The organism is Cytobacillus pseudoceanisediminis (assembly GCF_023516215.1).
GTDB classification, from domain to species: Bacteria; Bacillota; Bacilli; order Bacillales; family Cytobacillaceae; genus Cytobacillus; species Cytobacillus pseudoceanisediminis.
Map to the genome: position 1 here is coordinate 748,565 of NZ_CP097349.1, position 25,108 is coordinate 773,672.

A 25,108-nucleotide genomic window follows, 5' to 3' on the forward strand; every position below is an offset into this window, starting at 1 on the left:
TTTTAAGTGATGAAATGAACCAGTACTCTTCAAATGGGCCAAAATCCATGAAAGGCAGCTCGTGTATGTAGGGTATAAAAACAGTAATCAGAGTGCCCAGGAATAAGGCAATAATATTTAGGCGCAGCAGCAGTGAACAAACAAACAATAATGGAATACTAAAACTTTCCAAAGGTAAAAATGCCAGAAAAAACCCTAGAGTGCTTGCAATCGCTCCTGCATTTCCGGAGACAGGTGCAAACAAAGATCTGACAATCCACCTGAAAAAACGATCCACATTCATTCCCCCCAAAAGTAATGTCGAATTATCTATAATAATTTAATAGCTTTTGGAGTGTATGCTCCAAACATCCAATGGGTCAATTTTTCGACAAAAAATGACCATCAACAAAAATTTAGGTTGTGGTTCTTTAATTTTGGGGGTGGGATAAAAAAATGTGTTTGCTTTTTTATGGTATTTAACGCGATTTACCATGGTTTAATGTAAGTAAGTGATAATTGTTTCAATTAAGTTAATTTGAACACCTTATCACCTTGTCTGCTCTGTAAGATTTCCAGCAGCTGTTCCGACATATAATTTGAGTCATATTCAAACCCATGATTTATCCATTCCGTAATCATTCCCAGCATGGCATGTACATAGAAGCTTGCCTGCAGTTCACGATTAATTTTGGGGTTAAACTGTACACCTTTAAGGTCTCTCAAAGTTACCTCTTTCAGTACATCGCACAATTTGCTCTGCAATCCAGATAATGCATTGGATTTTACCATTAGGGAATAGAATTCTTTTTTATGACTGACATGTTCAAAGATTTTAATGGCAGAAGAGGTAAGGGTCTTTAACTCGAAGGTTTCTGTGTCCTTATATGGTTCGCGATAGGAAGAGATTAGGTCTGCTATAACATCATCGACAATTTCATCAAGGAGATCTTCTTTGTATTCATAGTGCTTATAAAAGGTCCCCCTGTTGAGATTGGCTGTCTTCACGATATCTGTTACAGTTATTTTCTTGAATTCTTTCGTCTGCATTAAGGATAATAGGGCATCCATTAAGGCTTGTTTAGATTTAGTTATTCTTCGGTCAATAGGGAGATTTTGCTTATTGGACATAAATGGCCTCCATTGTAGAAATTGGATGAAAAAATGATCAAAATACAATGAATGTGTTCAATAGTAGACAAATTGCCGTTCATTTGCTGATTGAATGGAAGGTTTTATTACCATATTATAAAGGTGTAAGAGATAATCAACAAGTGTTCACTAAAACATTCAACCGAACGGAGGAAGTCTTTATGAAGCTTCAGGATAAAGTAGCGATTGTAACAGGTGCAGCATCAGGAATGGGAAAAGCGATTGCGGAGTTGTACGCAAGGGAAGGTGCAAGTGTCATTGCAGCTGACCTGAACCTGGAAGGGGCAGAGGCTGTGGCAAAGGGAATTACTGAGAATGGCGGAAAAGCCAAAGCTGTTCAGGTTAATGTTTCAAAACAAGCAGATATTGAAGGAATGATAGATGCAGCAGTACATGAATTTGGAACGCTGGATATCCTGGTGAATAACGCAGGGATTATGGACGGATTTGAACCCGTTGGAGACATCCAGGACGAACGATGGGATTTAATATTTGATATCAATACGAAGGGCGTCATGCGCGCCATGCGAAAAGCCATCCCGCTCTTTTTAGAAAAAGGGAAAGGGGTAATCATCAATACTGCTTCTACAGGCGGATTGAATGGTGCCCATGCGGGAGCTGCTTATGGGGCTTCAAAGCATGCAGTTATAGGGCTTACGAAAAACACTGCCTATATGTACGCAAACAGCGGCATCCGCTGTAACGCCATTGCACCAGGCGGAGTGGAAACAAACATCGCTGCTTCAATGAAAAACCTGAACGAATTTGGATTCGGCCGTACAAAAGCTGTTCAGGGTGTAATGCCAAGAGTCGGAAAGCCGGAGGAAATTGCACAGGTCGCATTATTCCTGGCATCTGATGATTCCAGCTTTGTTAATGGATCCGTGATTGTTGCTGATGGCGGGTGGACTGCAGCATTCTAAAGGGTAATCATATTTAAAAATGGTGAGGCATCAAATCATGATGATTTGGTGCCTTTTTTCGCGACATATAAGCTAACTGGTTTTGGCCGTGTCTTGATTCATGCATAGCTGCCAAATTCATAAAAGAATCATAATCTGAAGTTGTCCGGCAGTATGATAAAGTAATAACTTTTTGGCAGATCCCCAGGAGGAGAATAGGTATGGTCTTTTATCGGGATCCACAGGTAAATACAGAAGAAATGCTATCCATCATCAGAAACGGTCTCGGCATTTCTAAGGTCCAAAAAAATAATCGTTGTCGGAGCCGGTATGTCAGGTCTTGTTGCCGCTTCCCTGCTGAAGGCAGCAGGGCATGATGTGACGGTTTTAGAGGCAACACAAAGGGTTGGCGGCAGAATATTTACAATGAGAGAACCTTTTATGGACGGAATGTATCTGGATGTGGGAGCCATGCGCATTCCTCATACCCACCCTTTAGTTTTGGAATATATAAAAAAATTCCGCTTAAAGGTAAATGAATTCCGGAACACAACTCCCCAGGATCTTATCTTTGCCAATGGCATTAAAATAAATCGCACCATATATCAGCAAAACCCTGATATCCTGCGTTATCCTGTTGCTCCGCATGAAAAGGGGAAGACGGCGGAGGAGCTGCTTACGATGGCCATTAAGCCAGTAGCAGATTTTATTAATCAAAACCCTGCTCAAAATTGGAATATTATAGTGAGAGAATTTGACCGGTATCCGATGAGCTTCTTTCTCAGATACAACCCGGTTGGACCGAGTTTATCACCTGGTGCCCTTGAAAGCATTAAAGTTTTGCTTGGTCTGGAAGGCTTCCCGGAGTTGTCGTTTCCTGCGATTCTGCGGGAACTGCTTCCTTTATTTAGCCCGGACATTCATTTTTATGAAGTAGAAGGAGGGAATGACAAGCTTCCAAATGCATTTTTGCCCCAGTTAAAAGAAGACCTTTATTTCGGTTACCAAATGACAAAAATAGAACAGGATCCTCAGCAGGTTACAATCCATGCCAGACATACCTTGAGTCAAAAACCTTTGACGGTCAGTGGTGATCTTGCCATCTTAACTATACCTTTCTCCTTGCTGTCCTTCGTTGAAATCGTTCCCCGGCAATCATTTTCCCCTAATAAATGGAAAGCCATCAGGGAACTGCATTATGTTTCCTCCACGAAAATTGGGCTGCAGTTTAAACAGCGTTTTTGGGAACGCGAAGGTTTGCAGGGAGGAAAGCTGATGACAGATCTGCCCATTCGGTTCGCTGCCTATCCGAGCCATCTGATTGGATCTTCAGGTTCCGGCATCATTATGGCAAGCTATACATGGGAAGATGATACTTTATCCTGGGATAACCTTAAAGAAGGAGATCGGATTCGGAATGCCCTTGACAACTTGGCTGTCGTTCATGGCAATCAGGTTTACGAGTATTTCTTAACAGGCGCCTCCCATAGCTGGTCACAATATCCGTTTTCTGGCGGAGCCTTCTCCATGTTCAAACCGAACCAGGAAACTGAGCTATTCCCATTTATTCCTGTTCCGGAGGGAAGAGTCCATTTCGCCGGGGATCACACGTCCCTAGCCCCGGGATGGATTGAAGGGGCAATTCAATCAGGAATAAGGGTTGCACGTGAAGTAACCGATTTGCCCCGCAGCTATTAGGGGAGGCAAAAGCTAAAATGCGACAGGAATGTCTGTTTTTGACGTTAAAATGTGCCATTGGATAGGCACTTTTTAACGATTTTCCAACAAATTGTACAAGACAGCTGTAAACGCTTTCAATATAATTGAAATAACAGATAGGAAAGGGGGATGCGTTCAAATGGAACTTTTAATGGAAAAATGTGAACATGGCCAGCAGGAAGAACCTTGTGAAAAGTGTGCCCCTAATCCAGAAGGGGAAGAGAGTTACGATACCTCTGATTATGACTATCATAAGAGACTGTGGTTCTAAGAAAAGCGAAAGCGCCTTGCCCGCCCCCGTTTTGAGACCTCGGGGGGGGCAGGTGCTGAAGCTGGACAATTACAAATTGTTGTATGTTAAAAAACACTTGGAGAAAATTTTTCCCAAGTGTTTTTCTATCTATAATTTTTTTCTCCTCATCCATTGCGTAGCAGCCCATTTATCACCCATGACAACAGGTGCTCCTCCATGAAGTGTCAGGTCGTTTAAGTTCTGATCATTATAAAAGTATTCAAAATAAACAGCCATGCCTTTTTGTGGAGAAACGGAGAAGTTAAGCTTGGGAAAATACGTTTCCCCGCCCTGTTCCACATCATTCAGGTACATGACAAGCGTGCTGATTCTAGGATTGCTTGCTGCTCTGCTGGTCGAAGAGAAGAAGTCAAAATGAGCTTTATATTCCTGGCCTATTTTATAGTTAAGGATCTGCAGCCCTTCACCATGCTCAACTGGAATGTTCATGATTTGAGATATTCTTTTTTCGATTCTGGCGACAATTTCATTTTCCCCTTCATGGAAAAAGTGCTGCTGCTGGTTCGCAGTTCATCAACTTCAAGGGAGTTGGCAACTTTTGAACGCTGCATGCGATCTTTTGATTGCTGAATCAGCTGGTCACATTCTTCATCGCTCAGCACATTTCCCAGAATCACGATCAATGGTTCTGCTAATTTGGCAATTATATGAATTTCTCGATCTTCTGTAATTATTTTATTTCCAACATGATCAAAAATCGTTAGTTCTTTATTAGATGCATCCATTGCCATGTACATCAACCTCTTTTTATTTAGTTTTCTGAAAATTCGATATATTAAGGAGCTGCTTGAAGTATTCCTATTTGTGCGTTCCTTCCTCCTAAATAAATGGATGTCTGCAGCAGTTTTTCAACAGGCTGAATTTATTTTACACTCTGATATGAAGGAATTCTATCTTTTTTTACTGGTAAACTATTAAAATAGAAAGGAGGCTTCTGCATTTTATTGATTTTCCGGAATATATTTCAATACATAAGCCAGTCTTAACAAAAGGAGATGGCCAGTGTATAGAAATAGGGTTCAATACTATTTAAGCCAAAGACGAAAGGGCAATTTTTCCACCTTTAAAAATGGACTGATTATCATACTCGGAGCAACACTTGTGGCTGTTTCCCTGCAATTATTCCTTGTGAAAAATTATGTTATTGATGGAGGAATTGTTGGATTGAGCATCATCCTTTCACATGTCTTTCGTGTAGAGGTGGGTGCCTTGATCCTGCTGATGAATCTCCCATTTTTAGTGGCAGGCTTTTTCTTTTTAGGGGGAAGATTTTTGGTGTTAAGCCTGTTTGCCAGTTCAGTGCTGGCAGGGGAGACATACATATTGGCCCCATTTGAGGAAGTGACTAACCATCCGCTGCTGATCATAATTCTGGGAGGCCTCTTGCTCGGAATGGGAGTGGGCCTCATTATCCGGTTTGGAGCCTGCCTGGATGGAACAGAAGTTTTGGCGATTTTATTCAGCGAACGTTTGCCCTTAACCATCGGACAATGCATTCTTATAATGAATACCTTTATCTTTGGAAGTTCTGTATTTTTATTCGGCATTACTGAAGCCGCATACTCCCTTGCAACATTTTTTGTTGCTTATAAAACCATAGATACCATTATAATGAAGACTTAAACATTTTCGAATAATTTGATGGGCCAGGTGCATCCTAAGTCGTAAAAAAGCTGAAGGAGATTTCCTGTGAATCCATACGAAATTACCAGCATGATTATTGATGATGAATTTGATGGAGAAGAATATGTCACAACTGAATTTCTCCAGGAAAATAATACTTTTAGCATAACATTTAAAAAAGCAGATCTTGAGGTGATCAACGCCTGGGTATTTAATGATGGCTCATCGCTTCCCGCGAATTTATCTGAGGAGATGATAGAGTCAATCAGAAACTCTGTGAAAAAAAGAATAGGACGAAAATAGAGGCAGGAAATTGAACCTCTATTTTTTTTGCATAAAATAAACCCTCTCTCAAACAATACTTGTAAATACAATTGTATCTGCAAGTGAGGGGGAAAAGGGTGAACATTCTATTGAAACAGCAGACATTGCTTGTCATAAGGGCACTGTACTTCTGCATGGAAAAGAAGTGGGCGGAGCTTGAAAAGAAGTTTAAACTGACGCCCGCACAGCAGCATATTCTGTTTCTGCTTGGCACTCATAATCAAAAAATAACCCCGACACAAATAAGTGATCTGGGATGCTGGCATCCATCGACTGTAACTAGGCTTTTAAAGCCGTTAAAGGAAAAAGGGCTGGTCGAAATCACGGCCAATAAAAAGCAGCTCCGCTATAAATTTGTCGCTATTTCTAAAAGCGGAAAGGAAGTATTGGATCAGATTATGGATGAGGTAAAAGAGATGGAACAATTTCCGCTGAATTTGAGTCATTTATCCGAAAACGAGCTTATGTCTTTCCTTGAATATGGTCAGAAGATAGCAGGGGTTCAAAAAGGAGATGCCTTTAGAAAAATGCTGATTGATGCACGGGTAGAAAATTATGATTATGCATAATTCTTTTAGGCTGATGATGCATTTTGGGAGGTGATTGTATGAGTTATAGCGAATATTGGGAGCAAATATATTCACGAAGCGAAAAGATGAATGTCCTCATTTCTTCATACTGGAGAGAATATTCAGGTCTTGGAACCTGGCAGTTTTGGGCGGTTTTGGCACTAATGGTGCTGCCTCTTGTTATTGTATATCTATCAGTAGACCGGACCAGGATATTTGAGATTTTCTTTTTTGGATATACCTTGCACATTCTATGGACGTACGCCGATAGCTTTTTGGAGAGGTACAGTTATTTTGTCCACACCTATTTTATATTGCCCATGTTTCCCTATGCCATGAATATGACAGCCTCTGCTTTGCCGGTCGGTTTCCTTCTGATCTATCAGTACTGCACGAACCGCAATAAAAGCTTTCTTCTTTACACCATTTTAGCAAGTGCGGTTTTTGCCTTTGTTTTTGCCACGGTAGAAGAATGGGCTGGTATGGTCCATTTTAACAAAGGAATGAATCAATTTTATATTTTTCTGATTGATATCGCTATTGCTTATGCAGCCTATTTTTTAACGATGTTTGTTAAAAGAATGAGTGATAATATCAAAGGGTGAAAAGCAACTAGCCTCCCATCTGCTTAGAGATGGGAGGCTAGTTGTTAAACGTTCTCTTTCCAAAGCTTCATTGGATTGTCTTGATCCTCCTGCAATGGCATTTGCACCAATTTGAGTTCCCTGTCATCTCTTGCGTTTTTCAAATCTTCATAAATCATTTTAGACTTGCCTAAGCCTGCATGAAAAGCGTCGTCTACTGATTGGCAATAGTATACCTTATCGATGCCAGCGAAATACATGGCAGTTAAACACATCGGGCAAGGTTCCCCGCTTGCATACATCGTAAAGCCGGCTAAATCATTCGTTTGAAACTGCTCCTGTGCCCGCCGGATAGCAAGCAGTTCCGCATGACCGCTGACATCATGCTTTTTATGCAATTCATTCACTCCTTCAGCAATGATGTCCTGTTCTTTCACCAGAACTGCACCGAAGGGCTGGCCGCCGTCTTTTACATTATTAATGGCCAGTTCTATAGCCCGTTTCATGAAGTGATCCATTATTAATCATCCTTTTTCAATTAATTGACTCTAATTAAATTAATATCATTTTTTCGTTGGTTATCCAAATAATCTGCTGACTTTACAGCCTGGCAATAGCAAAATTTTCAAATTCGCGCATCAGCATCTGCTGTAAAAGGATGGATATTCATTCAGGTAATCTATATAATTAATTATACATTTTACAGAAAAATAATAAGGAGGCATCCATTATGACAGAGTTAGATTCCAATAGTCCTATTCCGCTTCACATACAGCTAAAGAATGAGCTGCAGGAGTTAATAGACAATCGTTCTTTCAATGAAAAAATACCAAGTGAAAGAGAGTTGATGGATACCTATAAAGTGAGCAGAAGCACTGTGAGAGAAGCGGTTTCCCATTTAGTAAACGAAGGTGTGCTAAAGAAAGTCCACGGAAAAGGCACTTTTATATCAAAAAAACCGATTGAGGAGTGGCTTGGGAATATTACCAGTACAACAGAAGTGATAAAAAAATGGGTATGAAGCCGGATGCAAAATTATTGGATAATGGCATCGTTGTTCCGGCAAAAGAAATTGTGGAAGCCAGCGGACTTACAGAGGCATACTTTATAAAGCGAATTCGCTATGCTAACGATAAGCCATTGGCCCTTGAAAGTCAGTATTACCCTATTGAAATTGGTGAAAGCCTCGCCCAATATGATATTGAAAAGGGAACACTGTATGATCTGCTTGAGCAGAGTCTGAACTTAAAGTTTGCAGAAGCCGAACAGATGATTACAAGCACTTATTTATCTAAAGAAGAAGCCGATTTGCTTGGTGTTCCATGTTCCTTAAGTGTGCTTCACATTGAACGGTTATTATCAGACATTAATGGAAACTTAATAGAATATTATTCTGCTTATTTTCGTTCGGATATGTACTCATTTAGAATAAAACTATCAAAGAATTCTAGTTAAATACAGTGTTATGCAATTTTGCAATGATACCTATTGATAATTCCGATAATATAAAATTTTTAGAAAATATTGAAAAGAAGTAATGGTTGTGTTTTAATTACAACTGAGGCTAGTTATACAACAACTGGTACGGACGACATGACGTCATGATGTGATGAATACTATTTTTATTTTGCAGGATGGAGTGATGACATGATTATAGGTGTGCCAAAGGAAGTAAAGAATAATGAAAATCGGGTTTCCGTTGTACCGGCAAGTGTTTCTGCGTTTGCAGATGCCGGCCATACAGTCCTGATTGAGAAAGGTGCAGGTGCAGGATGCGGGATCTCTGACCAGGAATATGAAAAAGCAGGTGCAGCAGTTGTTTCAAGTGCAGAAGAGGCCTGGTCTGCGGATATGGTCATGAAGGTTAAGGAGCCGCAGCCTGATGAATACCAATATTTTCGAAAAGGATTGATTCTCTTTACCTATTTGCATCTGGCTGCCGAACCTGAATTGACAAAGGCTTTGCTCGAAAAAGAAGTTACCTCGGTTGCTTATGAAACCATTCAGCTGGATAACAGATCATTGCCTCTCCTTACTCCTATGAGCGAAGTTGCGGGCAGGATGTCTGTCCAGCTTGGAGCCCAATTTCTTGAAAAGATTCATGGCGGGAAAGGAGTCCTTTTAGGCGGAGTTCCCGGTGTGAAGCCAGGAAAAGTGGTGATTATCGGCGGTGGAGTGGTTGGGACGAATGCCGCAAAAATGGCAGTTGGCCTCGGTGCAGAAGTTAGCATCATTGACATAAGTGCTGAAAGACTCCGCCAGCTGGACGATCTTTTTTCCGGCAGGGTAAGGACGGTCATGTCAAATCCGTTCAATATCGCCCAGGAAGTAAAACATGCCGATTTAGTGATAGGGGCTGTTCTCATCCCCGGTGCAAAAGCACCTCAGTTAGTAACCGAAGAAATGGTTAGGCAAATGGAAAAGAATTCGGTCATTATTGATGTTGCCATTGATCAGGGCGGTTCAATTGAAACCATCGATCATATTACCTCACACGATTCTCCAACATATGTAAAGCATGGTGTTTTGCATTATGCGGTTCCAAACATTCCGGGCGCTGTAGCAAGAACTTCCACTTATGCCCTCGCTAATACTACAGCACCATATGCCTTAATGCTCGCTAATACAGGGATTGAAAATTCTATTGTTAAGTATCCTTTTCTTGAAAAAGGGGTCAATACCATGAATGGAAAGGTCACTCATCAGAGAGTTGCAGAGGCGCATAACTACCCTTATACATCCACCCATGAGTTAATAAACAAAATTCCAGCCGCAACATGATTCCCCATTAGAAGAGACACAATGCATACCTGAATCTTTACTAAATAGAAGGAGGCAAGCAATATGTCTACAGTAGAACTGAATGATAACAAAAAGTTAACTGATCAGGATCAGGAACACTTATGGCATGCGATGAGCCGGCATACAGAAGGAAGCAGTCCGATGATAGCCAAATCAGGTGAAGGCTCATGGTTTACTGATATGGATGGCAATCGATATTTGGATGGTGTTTCCGGTCTTTGGTGTCTGAATCTGGGACACGGACGGAAAGAAATTGCAGAGGCCGCAGCAGAGCAAATGATGCAGCTGTCGTATTTCCCTCTCACATTAAGTCATGCGCCAGCCATTAAGTTATCTGCCAAAATTAGTGAATTGCTGGGGGATTCCTATAAAACATTTTTCTCAAATAGCGGTTCCGAAGCAAATGAAACCGCATTCAAAATAGCGAGGCAATACCATAATCAGAATGGCAATCCGGGTAAATATAAATTTATTTCGCGCTACCGTGCCTATCATGGTTCAACTTTAGGTGCATTAAGTGCTACTGCACAGGCCAACAGGAGAGTGAAATACGATCCTGGCATGCCGGGATTCCTGCATGTTCCGCCTCCTTACAGCTATCGCTGTCCATTTGGCGAAGATGTGAAGGATTGCGATAAAGTCGCAGCTGATATGATTGACCAGGTCATCCAATGGGAAGGGTCCGAAACCGTTGCTGCGGTCATAATGGAGCCATTCATTTCAGGCGGGGGAGTTATTATCCCATCTCCTGAATATCTGCAGAGAGTGGCACAAATCTGCAAAAAACATGATGTCCTCCTGATAATGGATGAGGTTGTATCCGGATTCGGGCGAACGGGTAAAATGTTTGGATTTATGCATTCGGCGGGGTTCAGCCTGATATCGTAACGATGGCAAAAGGGTTGACAAGCGGCTATCTCCCGCTTGGTGCTACGGCAGTGCATTCCAGAATTTATGAGAAATTTAAAGAGCAAGGTACAGATAACCATTTCCGCCATGTCTCAACATATGGCGGACATCCGGTAAGCTGTGCGGTTGCATTGAAAAATATCGAAATAATCGAAAGAGAGAATATTGTCAGCAGGGTAGAGATTCTGGGTGAAAGCATTTTAGGCAGCTTAAAAGATTTGCAGACTCATAAAAATGTAGGCGAAGTCAGAAGCGCCGGTTTCTTGTATGGAATTGAAATGGTTGAAAATAAGGAAACAAAGCAGCCGGCATCAGATCAATTAATGGCAAAGATCATTGCACTATGTAAAGAAAAAGGCCTGATCATTGGCAGAAATGGGGATACAGTGCCTGGTTTCAATAATGTCCTTATTATAGCTCCGCCACTTTCATCTACAGAAGAAGATTTAAAATTCGTTGTCAGGACGGTCGAAAGTGCATTTAAGGAGATTTAGACAAAAAGTTGTATCTGGATGAGAGCTCTTTTTTACAGGGCTTCTATCCATTTAAATATATGGAACTTTTAAAACCGGAAAGGAGTGCTCGTAATGGCAAAAGCAGAAAAAGAATTAGCAGAAATCAAAACAAAAAAGGTGAAAATGACACCAAGTGAGGCTATTGTAGAAACTTTGGTCAAGGAAGGTGTCACACATATTTCCGGGATTTTGGGATCGGCATTTATGGATCTATTAGACTTGCTTCCAACTGCCGGGATCCGCTTCATCGGTGTGCGGCATGAGCAAAGCGCTGCCCACATGGAAGATGCCTATACTCGAGTTAGCGGAATTGCAGGAGTAGTGATTGGCCAAAATGGGCCAGGAATCACCAATATGGTAACATCTGTTGCCGCTGCGAATCAGGCACACACCCCTATGGTCGTTATTTCTCCATCAGCGGGAACACCTACAGTCGGATGGGACGGTTTCCAGGAGTGTGATCAGGTTTCAGTTTTTAAAGCAATTACAAAGGAAACCGTTCGGGTCACACATCCGGGGCGTGTGGCAGATTGCCTGAGGACTGCCTTTAGAATCGCTTACGCAGAGAGAGGTCCAGTGCTCTTTGATATTCCGCGGGACTATTTTTATGGGGAAGTAGAAGATGTCATTCTTGAACCGCATCAATATCGTGTTGATAATAGGGGCTGCGGATCATTAGAGCAGATTGATCAGGCTGTGGATTTGATTGCTTCTGCCAAGAACCCAGTCATCATTTCCGGCAGGGGAGTAGTGGATTCAGATGGAATAGAGGCAGTGAAGGAAATTGCCGATCACTTAACGATTCCTGTAGCTGTTTCATATATGCATAATGATGCTTTCCCGGCAAATGAACCTTTAGCGGTAGGACCTATTGGATATATGGGGTCAAAAGCAGCTATGAACACATTAAAGGATGCAGATGTGGTGCTGGCTATCGGTACTAGATTATCTGTATTTGGAACATTGCCATGCTATGACATTGATTATTTTCCGAAAAACGCAAAGATTATCCAAATTGATATCAATCCACGCAATATCGCCAGGACCCATCCAGTAGAAATTGGGATCATTGGAGATGCAAAAGCAGCTTCTGTTGAAATCGCAAAACGGCTAAAAGAAAAAGTACCAAGTAAGCAATTCAATTCTGAAAGAATGGCAAGAGTCACAAATGAAAAAGAGCAATGGGAAAAAGAACTTGTGGATCTGGCCATGGTGGAAGGAAATCCAATCAATCCGCGCAGGGCGCTCCTGGAGCTTACTAAGGTCCTTCCGGAAAACGCGATTGTTACTACAGATATCGGGAATGTATCTTCTACCGCAAATGCCTATTTAAAATTCAATTCCGGCCGCCAGCATGTGGCAGCCTTAACATTTGGGAATACAGGCTTTGCCTATCCTTCAGCATTAGGCGCTAAGCTTGCAAATCCGAATAGCCCTGTAGTGGCCATCGTAGGGGATGGCGCATGGGGAATGAGCCTGCATGAAGTAAGTACGGCTGTAGAGGAAAACATTCCAGTAGTGGCATGTGTTTTTAATAACAATGCCTGGTGTGCAGAAAAGAAGAACCAAGTAGATTTCTATAATAATCGCTTTGTAGGAGCAGATATCCAGAATCCCGACTTTGCAGAGGTAGCAAGGTCCATGGGGGCACAAGGAATTAGTGTAGATAAACCTGAGGATGTAGGGCCAGCCATTCTCCAGGCTATAAAATCCAATAAACCGACAGTCATTGATATTCAGGTGGATGGCACGCAATTGGCACCTCCATTCCGCAAAGATGCGTTAAAGATGCCGACTCGCCTTCTGCCGAAATATGCTCACCTGGATCATAAAAACTGGTAGGTAAAATGGAAGGAGCTTAATAGATTTTTGATTAAGCTCCTTTTTAAAGGAAAGCTTACGAGTTTGAAGAGATCGTTATTATGCTGATGTTAGAAAGTTCCTATGACGCGGACTGACCGATATATTAGAAAAGATGGCCGATTAAAATAAAAAATGACCGATAAATCCTAAATCTGACCTATAATCATAGGGAAGTGACCAATATAGTGGAATCCAAATAAAAGATATTACTGTCAATAATTTACAGAATATTAAGAAAAAATAAAGGGGGCAGTCGATGGGCTGGTATTTTGGATACATTTTGGCGTATTTCATATTCATGTTTGCAATTGGAATCTATTATTTTACAAAAATAAAAACCTCAGACAGTTATTTAATTGCAGGCTGGAATATGGGTTTTTGGAATATTGTCGGCACAATCATCAGCACGAATTGCGGCGCTGCTGTTTTTATTGGCTGGATTGGAATGGGATTCACAATGGGCGTATCGGGATTTTTAAATTTGCTTTACCAGCCATGCTTGTCAGTATGCTCTTGATCTTCTTCTTTAGCCGTCCATTAAGAAGACAGAGATTATATACACTGGCGGACCTATTTAGTGAAAGATTTGGATCAAAAACCGGTATCATTCCATCAGTGTTATCTGCTTTCATTTACTCAGTACCCACTACTGCCCTGCAGATTGTAGGGATGAGTACCGTATTCAGCATTGCTTTTAATATGAATGTGAAAACTGGAATTGTGCTGTCTTTTATTTTGATTCTCGGCTTTACGATTTTGGGCGGCTTAGTAGCGACAATTGTAACGGATGCCATTCAAAGCGTAATTCTGATTGCAGGGATTGTTATGCTTGCATATGCCGCCTTGCAATTTGGCGGAGGAATGGAACACATTCTCAGTAACACGCCGAGAGATTTTTTGACTCCGCTTGGTGCGAATGGCCTTGGGGATGTACTGCTTTTTGCTCTTTCTGTGGCTCCGTTCTACTTGGTCTGGCAATCTACATGGCAGCGTATCTTTGCTTCTAAGACAGAAGATATCGCCATTAAAGCAGGCTTAACCGGTTATGCCATTACTTTATGTATTTCTGTGCTTCCTTATAGTATAGGAATTATGGCAAGGCAATTTGTGCCAGCCGATATTCACCCAGATTTAATTTTCTCCTATGTAACCGTGGAAATGCTTCCTCCGTATATTGGCGGCATTATTCTGATCGGACTCCTATCAGCACTTATGACAGGTGCAGACTCCTTCATTTTACAGGGAAGCTCTAATATTACTCAGGATTTGTATCACCGGCTATTAAATCCCAATGCAACAGAAAAGCAAATGATGTTTGTTTCCCGCTTGAGTGTAGTGATTATATCGGTATTATCACTGGCAGTTGCCTTTGCATTAACAGATATAGTCAGTATGTATCAATGGGCACTCAGGCTGTCAGCAACCACTCTGGTGTTTCCGTTTCTGGCTATTATGTTTTGGAAAAGGACAACCAACACCGCTGTCATTTCCAGCATGCTTCTTGCTTGTTTCACGACCATTCTATGGCCTCTTCTCCATACAGGAATAGATCAGACCATACCTGGCTTTATCATCTCTTTTTGTTCGCTTGTCATAATTAGTCTCTGGACAAAACATTCATCATCAGAAAATGTAATAGCTGTTTACTGGGAAGACCTTCCTTCAGCAAATAGAAAGATAGACGCTATCGATTCAGCAGAAAACAAAGCTGTCTAAATAAGGAGGGATAAGGGTGAGTATCCTTATCATAAAAAATGCAAATATCATCACGCTTGATCCACATAATACTAAGGCAAAATCACTGCTTGTCAGAAATGGCATCATCGAAAAAATTTGGAATAAAACCGAGCCCGAGCGTACGGAAGTTCCAGACGGTCCTGATATTGAGATCCTGGATTTAAAAGGGGCTGCGCTGCTTCCTGGTTTTATAGACACTCATAGTCATTTATTAATGTACGGTCAAATGCTGAATTATGTTGATTGCAGATCCCCACGGAATAAAAACATTGGTGATATAAAGGGAGAAATAGCAGCAAGAGCCGGTAAAGCGAAACCTGGGGCATGGATCATGGGGTGGGGTTATGATGATACCCTCTTGGAGGACAAGAGACATCCGAACAGGTCTGATTTAGATCAGGCAGCTCCGGACAATCCCGTTTTTATCCGGCATATTTCAGGGCACTTTGGTGCTGCCAATTCCAAAGCTCTTGAATTGGCTGGAATCGACGAAAGCACATCGAATCCGCATGGCGGGTACTTTACACGGGATGATAATGGAAGGCTGGATGGTGTCATTCATGAAATACCTGCCCTGGAATTTATTTTTCCAGTCCTGCCTTCTCCGTCAAGTGATGAACAAATCAAAAATATTGGGAATGCGGCGAAGGTGTACCTGTCTCAGGGGATCACCACATGTACAGATGCCGGTGTGGGCCTTGACAGAGGAATAGAGGAATTAAATGCGCATATAGCGGCCATTAATTCAGGAAAGAATCCGATGAATATGCGGCTAATGATCTTGCATCATCTTTTAAGAGAGGGAAGTGCTTTTTCCGGTTATACTGCAGATCAGCTGGATCTTGAATTAAAAAGACGCACTAAAAACAGAGCTTCACTGGATAGTGCCAAATTATTTCAGGATGGATCCATCCAGGGACTTACAGGTGCACTCCGCAAACCCTATCATTGTGATGAATCTGTATATGGTGAGCTGCTGCATGATCAAAACAAATTTGCAGAAGAAATGCTGGATCTCCATAAGAGAGGATTTAGGATTGCGATTCATGGAAATGGAGATCGGGCAATCGGATCTATCCTTGAGGCTTTCGATTATGTTTTGTCAAAAAGTCCGATGGAAGACCACAGGCATCGGATTGAACATGTACAGACTGCCGGAAGTGAAGACCTTGATGCCATGCAAAGATTAGGTGTAGCAGCTTCGTTTTTCATCAATCATGTTTACTATTGGGGAGATCGGCACCGCAGAATATTCCTGGGTGAAAAGAGAGCGGCTAGAATTAATCCTTTGGCTGATGCGGTTGACCGCAATTTGCTGTTCACACTGCATTCTGATTGTCCTATTACCCCAATTTCGCCCCTGTTTTCCATATGGGCGGCTGTGAACCGCATCACTTTAGAAGGTGAAGTGCTTGGAGATGATCAAAAAATTGATGTTCTGGAAGCTTTAAAAGCGATGACATCTTACGGGGCAGCTCTGAACTTTGAAGAAGATTCTGCTGGCACCATTGAAGAAGGAAAAAGAGGAGATTTTGTTGTCCTGGAGGCCGATCCTCTAACTTGTCCAGCAATGGAATTAAAAGATATTCCTATCTTGGCGACGATTATTTCCGGTAAGGTTGTGTGGGAGAATACAGAAAAAGCTTATATTCATTCATAGATAACCACTATTGAAAAACTCCTTAATACTGAAGCAAAAGCCGGGGGTCAGCTTTTGCTCCGTTTAAGGATGAGGCATTAGCTCAACAAGATTAAGCAGTCCTTAATAGATTTGAGAGAAGCCTTAATAATGGAGGGGAAAACATGGAAGAAAGGGTACAGCTGGAAAAAACGTTTAAGCCGCAATGGGTGTGGGCTATCGCGCTTGGTTCTGCCATTGGATGGGGAGCATTTATTCTGCCAACTGAATGGATGGGGAAAGCAGGGCCGATCGGTGCGGTGATCGGGTTAACCATTGGTGCTTTATTAATGATGGTGATTGCTGTCAGTTATGGGGTTTTAATTGAAAAGTATCCTGTTTCCGGCGGAGAATTTGCTTATGCATATATCGGGTTTGGGAGGAATCATGCTTTTATTTGCGGATGGTTTCTGACTCTTGGCTATATTTGTATTGTCGCCCTGAATGCATCTGCATTGGCCTTGCTCGGAAAGTTTATGCTTCCCTCGCTTACAAATATCGGTTTGTTATATGAAATAGGCGGCTGGCAGGTTTATCTGGGTGAAGTAGCAATAGCGACAGCAGCACTCCTGATCTTTGCCTATTTTAATATAAAGGGTGCTTCCATATCTGGTAAACTCCAATATATATTCTGTATTATCCTTGTTGCCGGTGTGTTTCTGCTTACTTTAAGTATGTTATTAAGTCCATCTTCAGATCTGTCAAATCTTCAGCCTTTTTTTAAGCCCGAGATTCCTGCCCTTACTGGAATCATTGCAATCATCGCTATTGCTCCATGGGCATACGTTGGTTTTGATAACATTCCTCAGGCGGCTGAAGAGTTTAATTTTCCTCCTAAGAAGGCATTCATGCTTATCATATATTCGTTAATTGTAGCCTGTATCTTATACTCCTTTATGATTATTGCAACAGCAGTGGCAATGCCATGGCAAAACCTTGTTGCCGGAAAGCCGATTTGGGGGACAGGTGATGTCATCTCTGATACTTTAGGTGCCTTCGGAGTACTTCTGCTCGCAATCTCCCTTTGTATGGGTGTATTCACAGGGCTTAACGGATTCTATGTATCTTCCAGCCGTTTATTGTTTGCGATGGGGAGAGCTAAAGTAGTTCCTAAAGTATTTTCCAGGCTTCATCCGAAGCATGGCACCCCATATGCAGGAGTTCTGTTCACATGTGCCGTGTGTCTGTTTGCCCCATGGTTTGGGCGTCCCGTCCTATTATGGATTGTTGACATGTCAGCAACAGGAGTAACCATTGCCTACTTTTATACTTGTTTCACAGCCTATAAGCTATTCAGCTGGACAGAAGCAGCCGATGGAAAAATGGTCTCACCCGGCAAAAAACTGGTTGCTCTGATAGGTGCACTAAGCGGTCTTTCATTTCTTGGATTGCTGCTCATTCCTGGGTCTCCATCAGCACTTGGAGCACCTTCACTGATCGCCTTACTGGTTTGGACAGTATTAGGATTAGCTTTCTATCTATATAAAAGGAAAGAATATAAGCAAATACCTAAAAGTACACTTGATTATTATATTTTAGGGAGTACAGAGAAAATTGGGAAGGAGGATAAGACTGACACTGATACCCAGGTTAGTATCAAAATAGATGCTTAAGTGCTTAAGGGGTCAGCCGCTGATAAATCTATTAAACTGCGTAAATTGGTCTGTTAATTAACGGGGGATGAAGCTTTGGGCAAAAATAGAGCTGGCTTCCAATTCTAGTGCGAAGACGGGCGGATTAAGACAGGAGAGACCGAAAATAGCCTGTTTGTGTCCGAAGAAGGGGCAGGTTCAGACAGGAAGAACGAGAAATAGCCTGTTTGTGTCCGAAGACGGGGCAGGTTCAGACAGGAAGAACGAGAAATAGCCTGTTTGTGTCCGAAGAAGGGGCAGGTTCAGACAGGAAGAACGAGAAATAGCCTGTTTGTGTCCGAAGAAGGGGCAGGTTCAGACAGGAAGAACGAGAAATAGCCTGTTTGTGTCCGAAGACGGGGCAGGTTCAGACAGGAAGAACGAGAAATAACCTGTTTGTGTCCGAAGAAGAGGCAGGTTCAGACAAGGAGAACCGGAAATAGCCTGTTTGTGTCCGAAGACGGGGCATGTTCAGACAGGGAGAACGAGAAATAACCTGTTTGTGTCCGAAGACGGGGCGAGTTCAGACAGGAAGAACCGGAAATAATCTGTTTGTGTCCGAAGAAAGAACAAGTTCATACAGGAATAAGTATAGCCCCAATCAATAAGTGATTGGGGCAAATTGTTATTTATAAAGTTTAATCACAAAAACTTAACTACCCAGCCTGCAGCTCTACTATAATCCTGCCAATGTCTTTATTGTCTTGATGATATAAATTCCATCAGCTTCCTGCTGGTATGTTTCAGGGCTTCCTCATGATAGATCATGTAAAAGTCCCGCTGCATTGTAATTCCGTCTATATTTAATTGCTTTAAAGTACCGAGCCGAAGTTCTTTTTTTACAGCAGATTTTGAGATGATGGAAATTCCTAATCCTGCTTCTACACAGGATTTTATGGCTTCGGTGTGTTTCAGTTCCATAATGACATTCAATTTGGATGCATCTACATGGCATCTTCTAAAGGAATCCTCCATCACTTGCCTTGTTCCTGATCCTTTTTCACGGATAATAATAGGAACTGAGAGCAGCTCCTCGATGGTTATATTGTCCGTCTTAATGAATTTATTTTCAGGAGAGGCTATGATAATCAACTCATCTTTGGCAAATGGAACTTGTTTTAAGGCTGGGTAGGAGAGCATGGATTCAATGAATCCTAAATTGATTTCATGATTTAACAGCTTCTCAACGATATGCCTGGAGTTGTATACATTTAAATGCAGGCTGACTTTTGGATAAAGACTCGAAAAGTCGGCTAATAAAAAGGGGAGGACATGCTCCCCGATGGTTAAGCTGGCTCCGACCTTTAAGTCCCCATGTACACTTCCCTTTAGTTCTTCAAGTTCATTTTCAGTTTCATTCATTAAAGCTATCAGCTTTTTGACTTTATGATAAAGGATTTCGCCTGCAGGAGTCAGCGAGATTTTTTTGGTTGTCCGTTCAAAGAGCTGACAATCCCACTGTTCTTCAAGTTGTTTGATTTGAAGGCTGACACTTGATTGAGAGAGGTGAAGATCTTTGGCAGTCTGAGAAAAACTCTTATTATTTGCAGTGACATAAAATACTTTCAAATAGTCGAGGTTCATAAATATTCTCCTTCAATCCTGTAACTTCCCTCTCTATTGTAATCGATAGAGGGACATTTAAAAATTTTATATAGCAGGAGCAGCAGAGGGGTTATGGCAAGAAGACCCAGAAAGCCTGCTATGGCAACAGCCACTGGTTTAAAGCCTACTTTCACGAAGTCTTTCCATTTAATATTAAGCCCAAGCCCTGCCATTCCCATTGCGAGGAGGTAGGTGCTAAGCAATAAGAAGATGCTGACGATACTTCCGGGGATGGAGAAAAGAGTATTGATCAGGCTGGTAAGCAGAAATCCAAAAATAAACCATGGAATTGGCAGCTTCCCTATATTCCGGCTTTTACCGCTGTTTTTTCTGCTGTAAACAAAACTGATAATAAGGGCAACTGGTATCAGCAATAATACTCTTCCGAGTTTAACCAGTATGGCAGAGTCACTGCTGGCATCTCCGCCTGGAACACCAGCCGCCACTACATGGGCAAGTTCGTGCAGTGTTGCGCCGGCTAATACACCATATTCCTGCTCGCTAATAGGCAGCAAGGGAAATAAAACAATATACAAAATGGCCCCTATGGTCCCTAAAACTGCTATGCATGAAACTGCAACTGCGGTTTGCTCTTCCTTGCTTTTGACAATAGGCGCAATCGCAATAATGGCTGCCGCTCCGCAAATAGCAGTGCCTGCAGCAAGCAAAGCTGACAATTTCTTATTGATTCTGAACGCTTTGCCCAAAAGCAGGATGAAACTCATGGTAAAGACGATGACCACAACATCGATGATCATGATTGAAAAACCTGCTGATATAATTTCCTGCAAATTCAGCCTAAAGCCCAGTAAAATAATCCCTGCACGAAGCAGTACCTTGCTTGAAAACTGAATACCTGAATGAGCGTCCGCAGGTACAGATAGCGTATTTCCCCAAATGCCTCCCATCAGAATGGAGAGGATCATGATTCCGAGAATGGAGAAAAAGGGAAGATTGGCAATTTGGCCAGCCAGAACCGCAAGGATGAGGGTCAGCAATAATCCTTTCGCAAACCCGATAGCCTTTTGTTTTTTTTAGGTTCTTCTATTACATATTCTTGAATTTTTTGTGCTTCCACAGAAAGTTCCCCTTTCGTTCATTTGATACCTTAACCGTATCATAGGAAAGGAAAACCGCTTCACCGATTGTTTAATAAGGCTTATTGGATTTCTTAATGATTCAAAATGGTATGGCTTAAGCCCCTTTTTGCTGCAAAATCATGACTTCCTCTTCTTTTTCTTTCATTGATAGGAAAAGTACTCCAGCAATGATGAAAACACCGCCGAGCAGTTGATAGCTTCCGAAGGTTTCTTTTAGCCACAGGAAGGATATCAAAGCTGCCACAAGCGGCTCAATACTGGATAAAAGACTGGTTTCTGTGGGGGAAAGATACTTCAGACTTCCTATATAGAACAAAAAGGAGAGGGTGCTGATCACAATAATGGCAATTAACATAGATAATGTACCAATATTAAGGGCAACTGCCATGCTGGCAAAGCTGAATGATGGCATCAGTAAATATAGGACGATTCCGCCAAGCAGCATTCCCCAGCCTATGATTGTCATCGTTCCCCAGGTCTTAATGAGGGAAACAGGCTGCAATGTATAAAAGGCAAATCCCAGCGCAGTTAAAAATCCGATCCATAAAGCCTTATCTGTCAAGAGAATTTGGTCCAGAGATCCATTGGTAATAAGCAGAAAAATTCCTGATAAAGCGGTGACAATGGCCAGCAAATGGGTCTTGGATGGCCATCTTCTGGACTCGATTGCCACATAAATCGTGATCAGCACCGGACCAGCAAATTGAAACAGGGTGGCTGTAACGGCATTGCTCACCTGAATGGTTTCAATAAAAGCATATTGCCCTCCAAGCATCCCCAAAACAGCAAAAAGAAGTAGCTGTATCCAGTGGCGGGGATGTTTCCATATCGCAAATACATTTACTTTTCGGCATGATAAGAAAATGAGCGTGAAAATGCCTGCCGCAATCAATCTGATAACTAAATAATCGCTTGATGATAAGTGGGTCTCCTGAAAAAACCACTGGAGCATTGGACCAGATAATCCCCACAAAGAAGCACCGCTTATAATCATGGCCAGTCCCAGCCTGCGTGAATTGCTCATGTTGTATGTCTCCTTACTATATATGTAATTATCATGTATTATAGATAATAACTGGTGTTGTTAGAAGGGTCAGATTTTTATTATAGAAGGGGGCCAGATTAATGTCCGAGTTAACGCCAAATCTAAACTTTACAAGCGGTGAGCCACTATATGTGCAATTATATAAATATATTAAAAACGAAATTAAGACAGGCAATCTGGCGGTAAATGCAAAGCTCCCATCCAAAAGGAAATTTGCCCGTTATCTTCAGGTTAGTGAGAATACAATTGAATCTGCATATGAACAGCTTATGGCTGAAGGATACATCGAATCGAAGGCACGCAAAGGATATTTTGTGTGTGAAGTTGAACAATATCATTTTGCTTCAGAAAATGAAGAGCCTCTCGCTGAAGAAAAGCAGCATATAGAGGGTAAGTTCATGTATCATTTTACTCATTCCGGGGTGGATATCAGGACGTTCCCATTTTCTGTGTTCCGGAAATTAACAAATCAAGTCCTGACAAGGGATAATGGCGAGGTTCTAATGCTTGGCCATCCTCAAGGCGAGCAGGAGCTGCGGAACCAGATCGCGAAGTATCTCTATAAATCCAGGGGTGTAAATTGTTCCCCAAGCCAAATCATTCTTGGATCTGGAACACAATATTTAATGAAAACGTTATTACAGCTGCTGGATGGAAGTACTTTTGCTGTTGAAAATCCGGGATATCACCGCAAGCTCATCATCTTTGAAAAAGGTATGGACAATGTGAGGGACATTCCTCTCGATCAAGATGGACTTGTTTTATCAAAGCTGAAAAAGTCAGGAGCAAACATCGTCTTTGTCACTCCATCTCACCAATTCCCTTGCGGAATGATTATGCCTATTGCCAGAAGGATGCAGCTTTTAAAATGGGCAAAGGAAAAACCTGGACGTTATATCATTGAAGATGACTATGACAGTGAATTCCGCTACACGGGCAAGCCGATTCCTGCCCTGCAGGGATTGGATAAGGATGAAAAAGTAATTTATATGGGCACATTCTCGAAAGCCCTGCTTCCCTCTCTAAGGATTAGTTATATGGTCCTTCCAAGACCTTTGCTGAAGATTTATCAGGAAGATTATTTCTTTTATGCGCAAACTGTTTCCCGGACAGATCAGGAGATTTTAATAAAATTTCTTCAGGAGGACTACTGGGATAAGCATATCCAGAAAATGAGGGTCGTTTATCGAAAGAAAAGAGATATCCTAATTGCTGCCATATCGAAGTATTTTCCACCAGGTTCTGAAGTAATCGGACAGGACTCAGGTTTGCACATATTACTTCGGCCGAATAATGAAATGAATGAACAACAGCTGATCAGGAAAGCCTTAGAGGCAGGAATAAAAATTTATCCTGTATCTCAATTTGGAGAAAATGACGGTCACACTGTATTGCTTGGTTTTGCCTTACTATCTGAAGAAGAGTTATTTGAAGCTATAAGGGTATTGGCCAGGGCATGGTTTGAATTGTAAAACCTGAAAAATGGTGATTTAGCATTCGTAGATTATCAAAACCCATAATGTGGAGAACAGTTGCAGGATTTTTAAAGTAGTTATTAATGCTCATTTTACCAAGTAAAGCGAACTGTTTGTCCATTCAGTACGTTTCCATTTATAACAGGCTTAGCCTGAAAAATTAGATGGAGGTTTTCTTGAATGAAAAAGTTTTCTTTCCTGATGGTTTGTCTATTTGTTATGGCAGGTGCAGCGGGTTTTACGGCATTTTCGAATTCCGCAGAGCCGGCAAATTCTTCAGTTGAAGCCGCACAGACTGAAGCTGTTCAAGTTTATGGTCCAGGTGGTCCTTTGGGCCCGATAAAGGAGACTGCAGAAAAGTTTTCAGCTGAAACAGGTATCAGGGTGAACGTAACGGCTGGACCGGAATCCAATTGGATTCAGCAGGCAAAGGAGGATGCTGACCTGATTTACGGAGGTTCAGAGTATATGATGCAAAGCTTTGTTTTTAACCACCCTGGAATGATAGACGAAAAATCACGAACAGAGCTGTATACTCGTGCTGCTGGCATTCTGGTAAGAAAAGGAAACCCCAAAAAAATAGAATCCCTAGAGGATTTAACAAAGCCAGGAGTTAAAATAGTGGATGTTAACGGTGCAGGCCAGCTTGGTCTTTGGGAAGACCTGGCAGGAAGAAAGGGCCTGATCGCTGGTTTAAATCAAAACATGGATATTTCAGTCAAAACCAGTGCTGAAGCCATTGATCTTTGGAAGACTAATTCAAAGCTGGATGCATGGATCACATATGAGTCCTGGCATTATCGCTTGAAAGAGGAAACAGAATTAATCCAAATGCCGGAAGATGAAAAGATTTACAGAGGAACACCTATTGCTATTGCCAAAGCTTCGCAGCATAAAAAAGAGGCTAAAAAATTCATAGAGTATCTACAAACGGAATCAGCCCATAAGATTTTTCAAAAATGGGGATGGAACTAAGTGAGTAAGCTGCTATTAAACATGCCTATTTTTCTATCGAAAAACAACAGGCTGTGACCTCTTATCAAGTTTGATATGAATACAAGAGGGAATGAAATGGGCGAGGAGGGATCAAATGAAAAAAATACTTTCATTTATATCCATTTTGGTGATTATTATATTGGCAGCGGGCTGCAGTTCCAATGGAGAGAATGAGAAGCAGGAAAATGCAAACAGCGAAAAAGCAAACAACGCAGACGGACAAATGGCTGATGAGCTTTTAAATGGCAGTGATGAGGTAATGGCGGTTCTGGATGATTTACAAGCTAATTTGGAAAATAAGGCGGAAAACTCGGAACTGATACAAAAAAAGGGCAAAGACCTTGAGGAAAACTGGGATGAGATTGAGAAGAAAGTGGAGGAGAATTTTCCAGAAGACTACGAAAGTATTGAAAAGAGCTTATATCCGCTAATTAGTGAATCTCAGAAAGATCAGGGTGACTCAGCAAAAATGAAAGATCTGGTTACCGAAACAAAGGAAAAATTAGAGTCATTTAATGAGAAATTAGCTGAAAAATAATGAGTTTAAACCTGCCCTAAATTTTATTGGGCAGGTTTATTTCATTATA

The 25,108-nt window shown here is 41.6% G+C and carries 23 protein-coding genes and 3 pseudogenes; 20 read left to right on the forward strand and 6 right to left on the reverse strand.

What is annotated here, in order from left to right:
* Nucleotides 1-507: 507 nt before the first annotated feature.
* Nucleotides 508-1,110: a TetR/AcrR family transcriptional regulator gene (locus M5V91_RS04120; protein WP_009333715.1), complete on the reverse strand. Its 603-nt coding sequence runs from the start codon at nucleotides 1,108-1,110 to the stop codon at nucleotides 508-510.
* Nucleotides 1,111-1,292: 182 nt separating this feature from the next.
* On the opposite strand from M5V91_RS04120, the gene M5V91_RS04125 reads away from it, so the two are divergent.
* From M5V91_RS04125 to M5V91_RS04135, 3 genes and pseudogenes are all read left to right on the forward strand, one after another.
* Nucleotides 1,293-2,054 (forward strand): SDR family oxidoreductase, encoded by a 762-nt coding sequence (locus M5V91_RS04125; RefSeq protein ID WP_009333717.1) that lies wholly within the window; start codon nucleotides 1,293-1,295, stop codon nucleotides 2,052-2,054.
* Nucleotides 2,055-2,254: 200 nt separating this feature from the next.
* Nucleotides 2,255-3,731, forward strand: a pseudogene (locus M5V91_RS04130) (flavin monoamine oxidase family protein).
* 160 nt (nucleotides 3,732-3,891) lie between these two features.
* Complete coding sequence (locus tag M5V91_RS04135; protein WP_256815916.1) at nucleotides 3,892-4,023, forward strand: hypothetical protein; 132 nt, start codon at nucleotides 3,892-3,894, stop codon at nucleotides 4,021-4,023.
* A gap of 129 nt (nucleotides 4,024-4,152) precedes the next feature.
* Here M5V91_RS04135 and M5V91_RS04140 read toward each other — a convergent pair.
* A pseudogene (locus M5V91_RS04140) lies at nucleotides 4,153-4,796 on the reverse strand (2OG-Fe(II) oxygenase).
* A 271-nt stretch (nucleotides 4,797-5,067) separates the two neighbouring features.
* Here M5V91_RS04140 and M5V91_RS04145 point away from each other — a divergent pair.
* The 4 genes from M5V91_RS04145 to M5V91_RS04160 all read left to right on the forward strand — a co-directional run bounded on the left by M5V91_RS04145 (nucleotide 5,068) and on the right by M5V91_RS04160 (nucleotide 7,186).
* Complete coding sequence (locus tag M5V91_RS04145) at nucleotides 5,068-5,688, forward strand: YitT family protein (protein WP_251156123.1); 621 nt, start codon at nucleotides 5,068-5,070, stop codon at nucleotides 5,686-5,688.
* A 66-nt stretch (nucleotides 5,689-5,754) separates the two neighbouring features.
* The gene (locus M5V91_RS04150; protein WP_009333725.1) at nucleotides 5,755-5,991 is read left to right on the forward strand and encodes a hypothetical protein; all 237 of its coding nucleotides are present in this window, start codon (nucleotides 5,755-5,757) and stop codon (nucleotides 5,989-5,991) included.
* 98 nt (nucleotides 5,992-6,089) lie between these two features.
* A complete protein-coding gene (locus M5V91_RS04155) occupies nucleotides 6,090-6,581 on the forward strand; it encodes a MarR family winged helix-turn-helix transcriptional regulator (RefSeq protein ID WP_251156122.1) in 492 nt (163 codons plus the stop codon).
* A 38-nt stretch (nucleotides 6,582-6,619) separates the two neighbouring features.
* On the forward strand, nucleotides 6,620-7,186 hold the full coding sequence (locus tag M5V91_RS04160; RefSeq protein ID WP_071155679.1) for a hypothetical protein: 567 nt from the start codon (nucleotides 6,620-6,622) through the stop codon (nucleotides 7,184-7,186).
* Between the two features lie 44 nt (nucleotides 7,187-7,230).
* Here the strand turns inward: M5V91_RS04160 and M5V91_RS04165 are convergent, their stop codons facing one another.
* Entirely contained in the window at nucleotides 7,231-7,683 is a 453-nt protein-coding gene (locus M5V91_RS04165) for a nucleoside deaminase (RefSeq protein ID WP_071155677.1), read from the reverse strand.
* A 212-nt stretch (nucleotides 7,684-7,895) separates the two neighbouring features.
* Between M5V91_RS04165 and M5V91_RS30265 the strand changes: the two genes are divergently transcribed.
* The 10 genes and pseudogenes from M5V91_RS30265 to M5V91_RS04205 all read left to right on the forward strand — a co-directional run bounded on the left by M5V91_RS30265 (nucleotide 7,896) and on the right by M5V91_RS04205 (nucleotide 18,535).
* Entirely contained in the window at nucleotides 7,896-8,186 is a 291-nt protein-coding gene (locus M5V91_RS30265; protein ID WP_369425931.1) for a GntR family transcriptional regulator, read from the forward strand.
* Nucleotides 8,177-8,620 carry a GntR family transcriptional regulator gene (locus M5V91_RS30270; RefSeq protein ID WP_369425932.1) on the forward strand — a complete coding sequence of 148 codons (444 nt, stop codon included), beginning with the start codon at nucleotides 8,177-8,179 and terminating at the stop codon, nucleotides 8,618-8,620. Before M5V91_RS30265 ends, M5V91_RS30270 begins: the two co-directional genes overlap by 10 nt.
* A gap of 192 nt (nucleotides 8,621-8,812) precedes the next feature.
* Complete coding sequence (gene ald, locus M5V91_RS04175) at nucleotides 8,813-9,946, forward strand: alanine dehydrogenase (protein ID WP_009333730.1); 1,134 nt, start codon at nucleotides 8,813-8,815, stop codon at nucleotides 9,944-9,946.
* 63 nt (nucleotides 9,947-10,009) lie between these two features.
* Nucleotides 10,010-11,370 (forward strand): annotated as a pseudogene (locus tag M5V91_RS04180) (aspartate aminotransferase family protein).
* Nucleotides 11,371-11,463: 93 nt separating this feature from the next.
* Nucleotides 11,464-13,233, forward strand: a complete 1,770-nt coding sequence (gene xsc / locus M5V91_RS04185) for a sulfoacetaldehyde acetyltransferase (protein ID WP_009333732.1) — start codon at nucleotides 11,464-11,466, stop codon at nucleotides 13,231-13,233.
* 277 nt (nucleotides 13,234-13,510) lie between these two features.
* The gene (locus tag M5V91_RS30275) at nucleotides 13,511-13,771 is read left to right on the forward strand and encodes a hypothetical protein (protein ID WP_369425933.1); all 261 of its coding nucleotides are present in this window, start codon (nucleotides 13,511-13,513) and stop codon (nucleotides 13,769-13,771) included.
* Nucleotides 13,762-14,970, forward strand: coding sequence for a sodium:solute symporter family protein (locus M5V91_RS04190; protein ID WP_369425972.1), 1,209 nt, complete (start codon nucleotides 13,762-13,764; stop codon nucleotides 14,968-14,970). The genes M5V91_RS30275 and M5V91_RS04190 overlap by 10 nt, the downstream gene beginning before the upstream one ends.
* 16 nt (nucleotides 14,971-14,986) lie before the next feature.
* On the forward strand, nucleotides 14,987-16,651 hold the full coding sequence (locus M5V91_RS04195) for an amidohydrolase (RefSeq protein ID WP_252245133.1): 1,665 nt from the start codon (nucleotides 14,987-14,989) through the stop codon (nucleotides 16,649-16,651).
* Nucleotides 16,652-16,794: 143 nt separating this feature from the next.
* Nucleotides 16,795-18,282 (forward strand): APC family permease, encoded by a 1,488-nt coding sequence (locus M5V91_RS04200; RefSeq protein ID WP_251267093.1) that lies wholly within the window; start codon nucleotides 16,795-16,797, stop codon nucleotides 18,280-18,282.
* Nucleotides 18,283-18,349: 67 nt separating this feature from the next.
* Nucleotides 18,350-18,535 carry a hypothetical protein gene (locus M5V91_RS04205; protein ID WP_284521737.1) on the forward strand — a complete coding sequence of 62 codons (186 nt, stop codon included), beginning with the start codon at nucleotides 18,350-18,352 and terminating at the stop codon, nucleotides 18,533-18,535.
* 461 nt (nucleotides 18,536-18,996) lie between these two features.
* On the opposite strand, the gene M5V91_RS04210 is transcribed toward M5V91_RS04205, so the two are convergent.
* From M5V91_RS04210 to M5V91_RS04220, 3 genes are all read right to left on the reverse strand, one after another.
* A complete protein-coding gene (locus M5V91_RS04210; RefSeq protein WP_009333736.1) occupies nucleotides 18,997-19,884 on the reverse strand; it encodes a selenium metabolism-associated LysR family transcriptional regulator in 888 nt (295 codons plus the stop codon).
* Nucleotides 19,881-20,903: a YeiH family protein gene (locus M5V91_RS04215; protein WP_284521738.1), complete on the reverse strand. Its 1,023-nt coding sequence runs from the start codon at nucleotides 20,901-20,903 to the stop codon at nucleotides 19,881-19,883. Before M5V91_RS04215 ends, M5V91_RS04210 begins: the two co-directional genes overlap by 4 nt.
* A 196-nt stretch (nucleotides 20,904-21,099) precedes the next feature.
* Nucleotides 21,100-22,029: a DMT family transporter gene (locus tag M5V91_RS04220; RefSeq protein ID WP_009333738.1), complete on the reverse strand. Its 930-nt coding sequence runs from the start codon at nucleotides 22,027-22,029 to the stop codon at nucleotides 21,100-21,102.
* Between the two features lie 101 nt (nucleotides 22,030-22,130).
* Here M5V91_RS04220 and pdxR point away from each other — a divergent pair, with 101 nt between their 5' ends.
* From pdxR to M5V91_RS04235, 3 genes are all read left to right on the forward strand, one after another.
* Complete coding sequence (pdxR, locus tag M5V91_RS04225) at nucleotides 22,131-23,522, forward strand: MocR-like pyridoxine biosynthesis transcription factor PdxR (RefSeq protein WP_009333739.1); 1,392 nt, start codon at nucleotides 22,131-22,133, stop codon at nucleotides 23,520-23,522.
* Between the two features lie 183 nt (nucleotides 23,523-23,705).
* Nucleotides 23,706-24,500, forward strand: coding sequence for an extracellular solute-binding protein (locus tag M5V91_RS04230; protein WP_251267092.1), 795 nt, complete (start codon nucleotides 23,706-23,708; stop codon nucleotides 24,498-24,500).
* Between the two features lie 115 nt (nucleotides 24,501-24,615).
* The gene (locus M5V91_RS04235) at nucleotides 24,616-25,059 is read left to right on the forward strand and encodes an outer membrane protein assembly factor BamD (RefSeq protein ID WP_019382361.1); all 444 of its coding nucleotides are present in this window, start codon (nucleotides 24,616-24,618) and stop codon (nucleotides 25,057-25,059) included.
* Nucleotides 25,060-25,108: the final 49 nt, after the last annotated feature.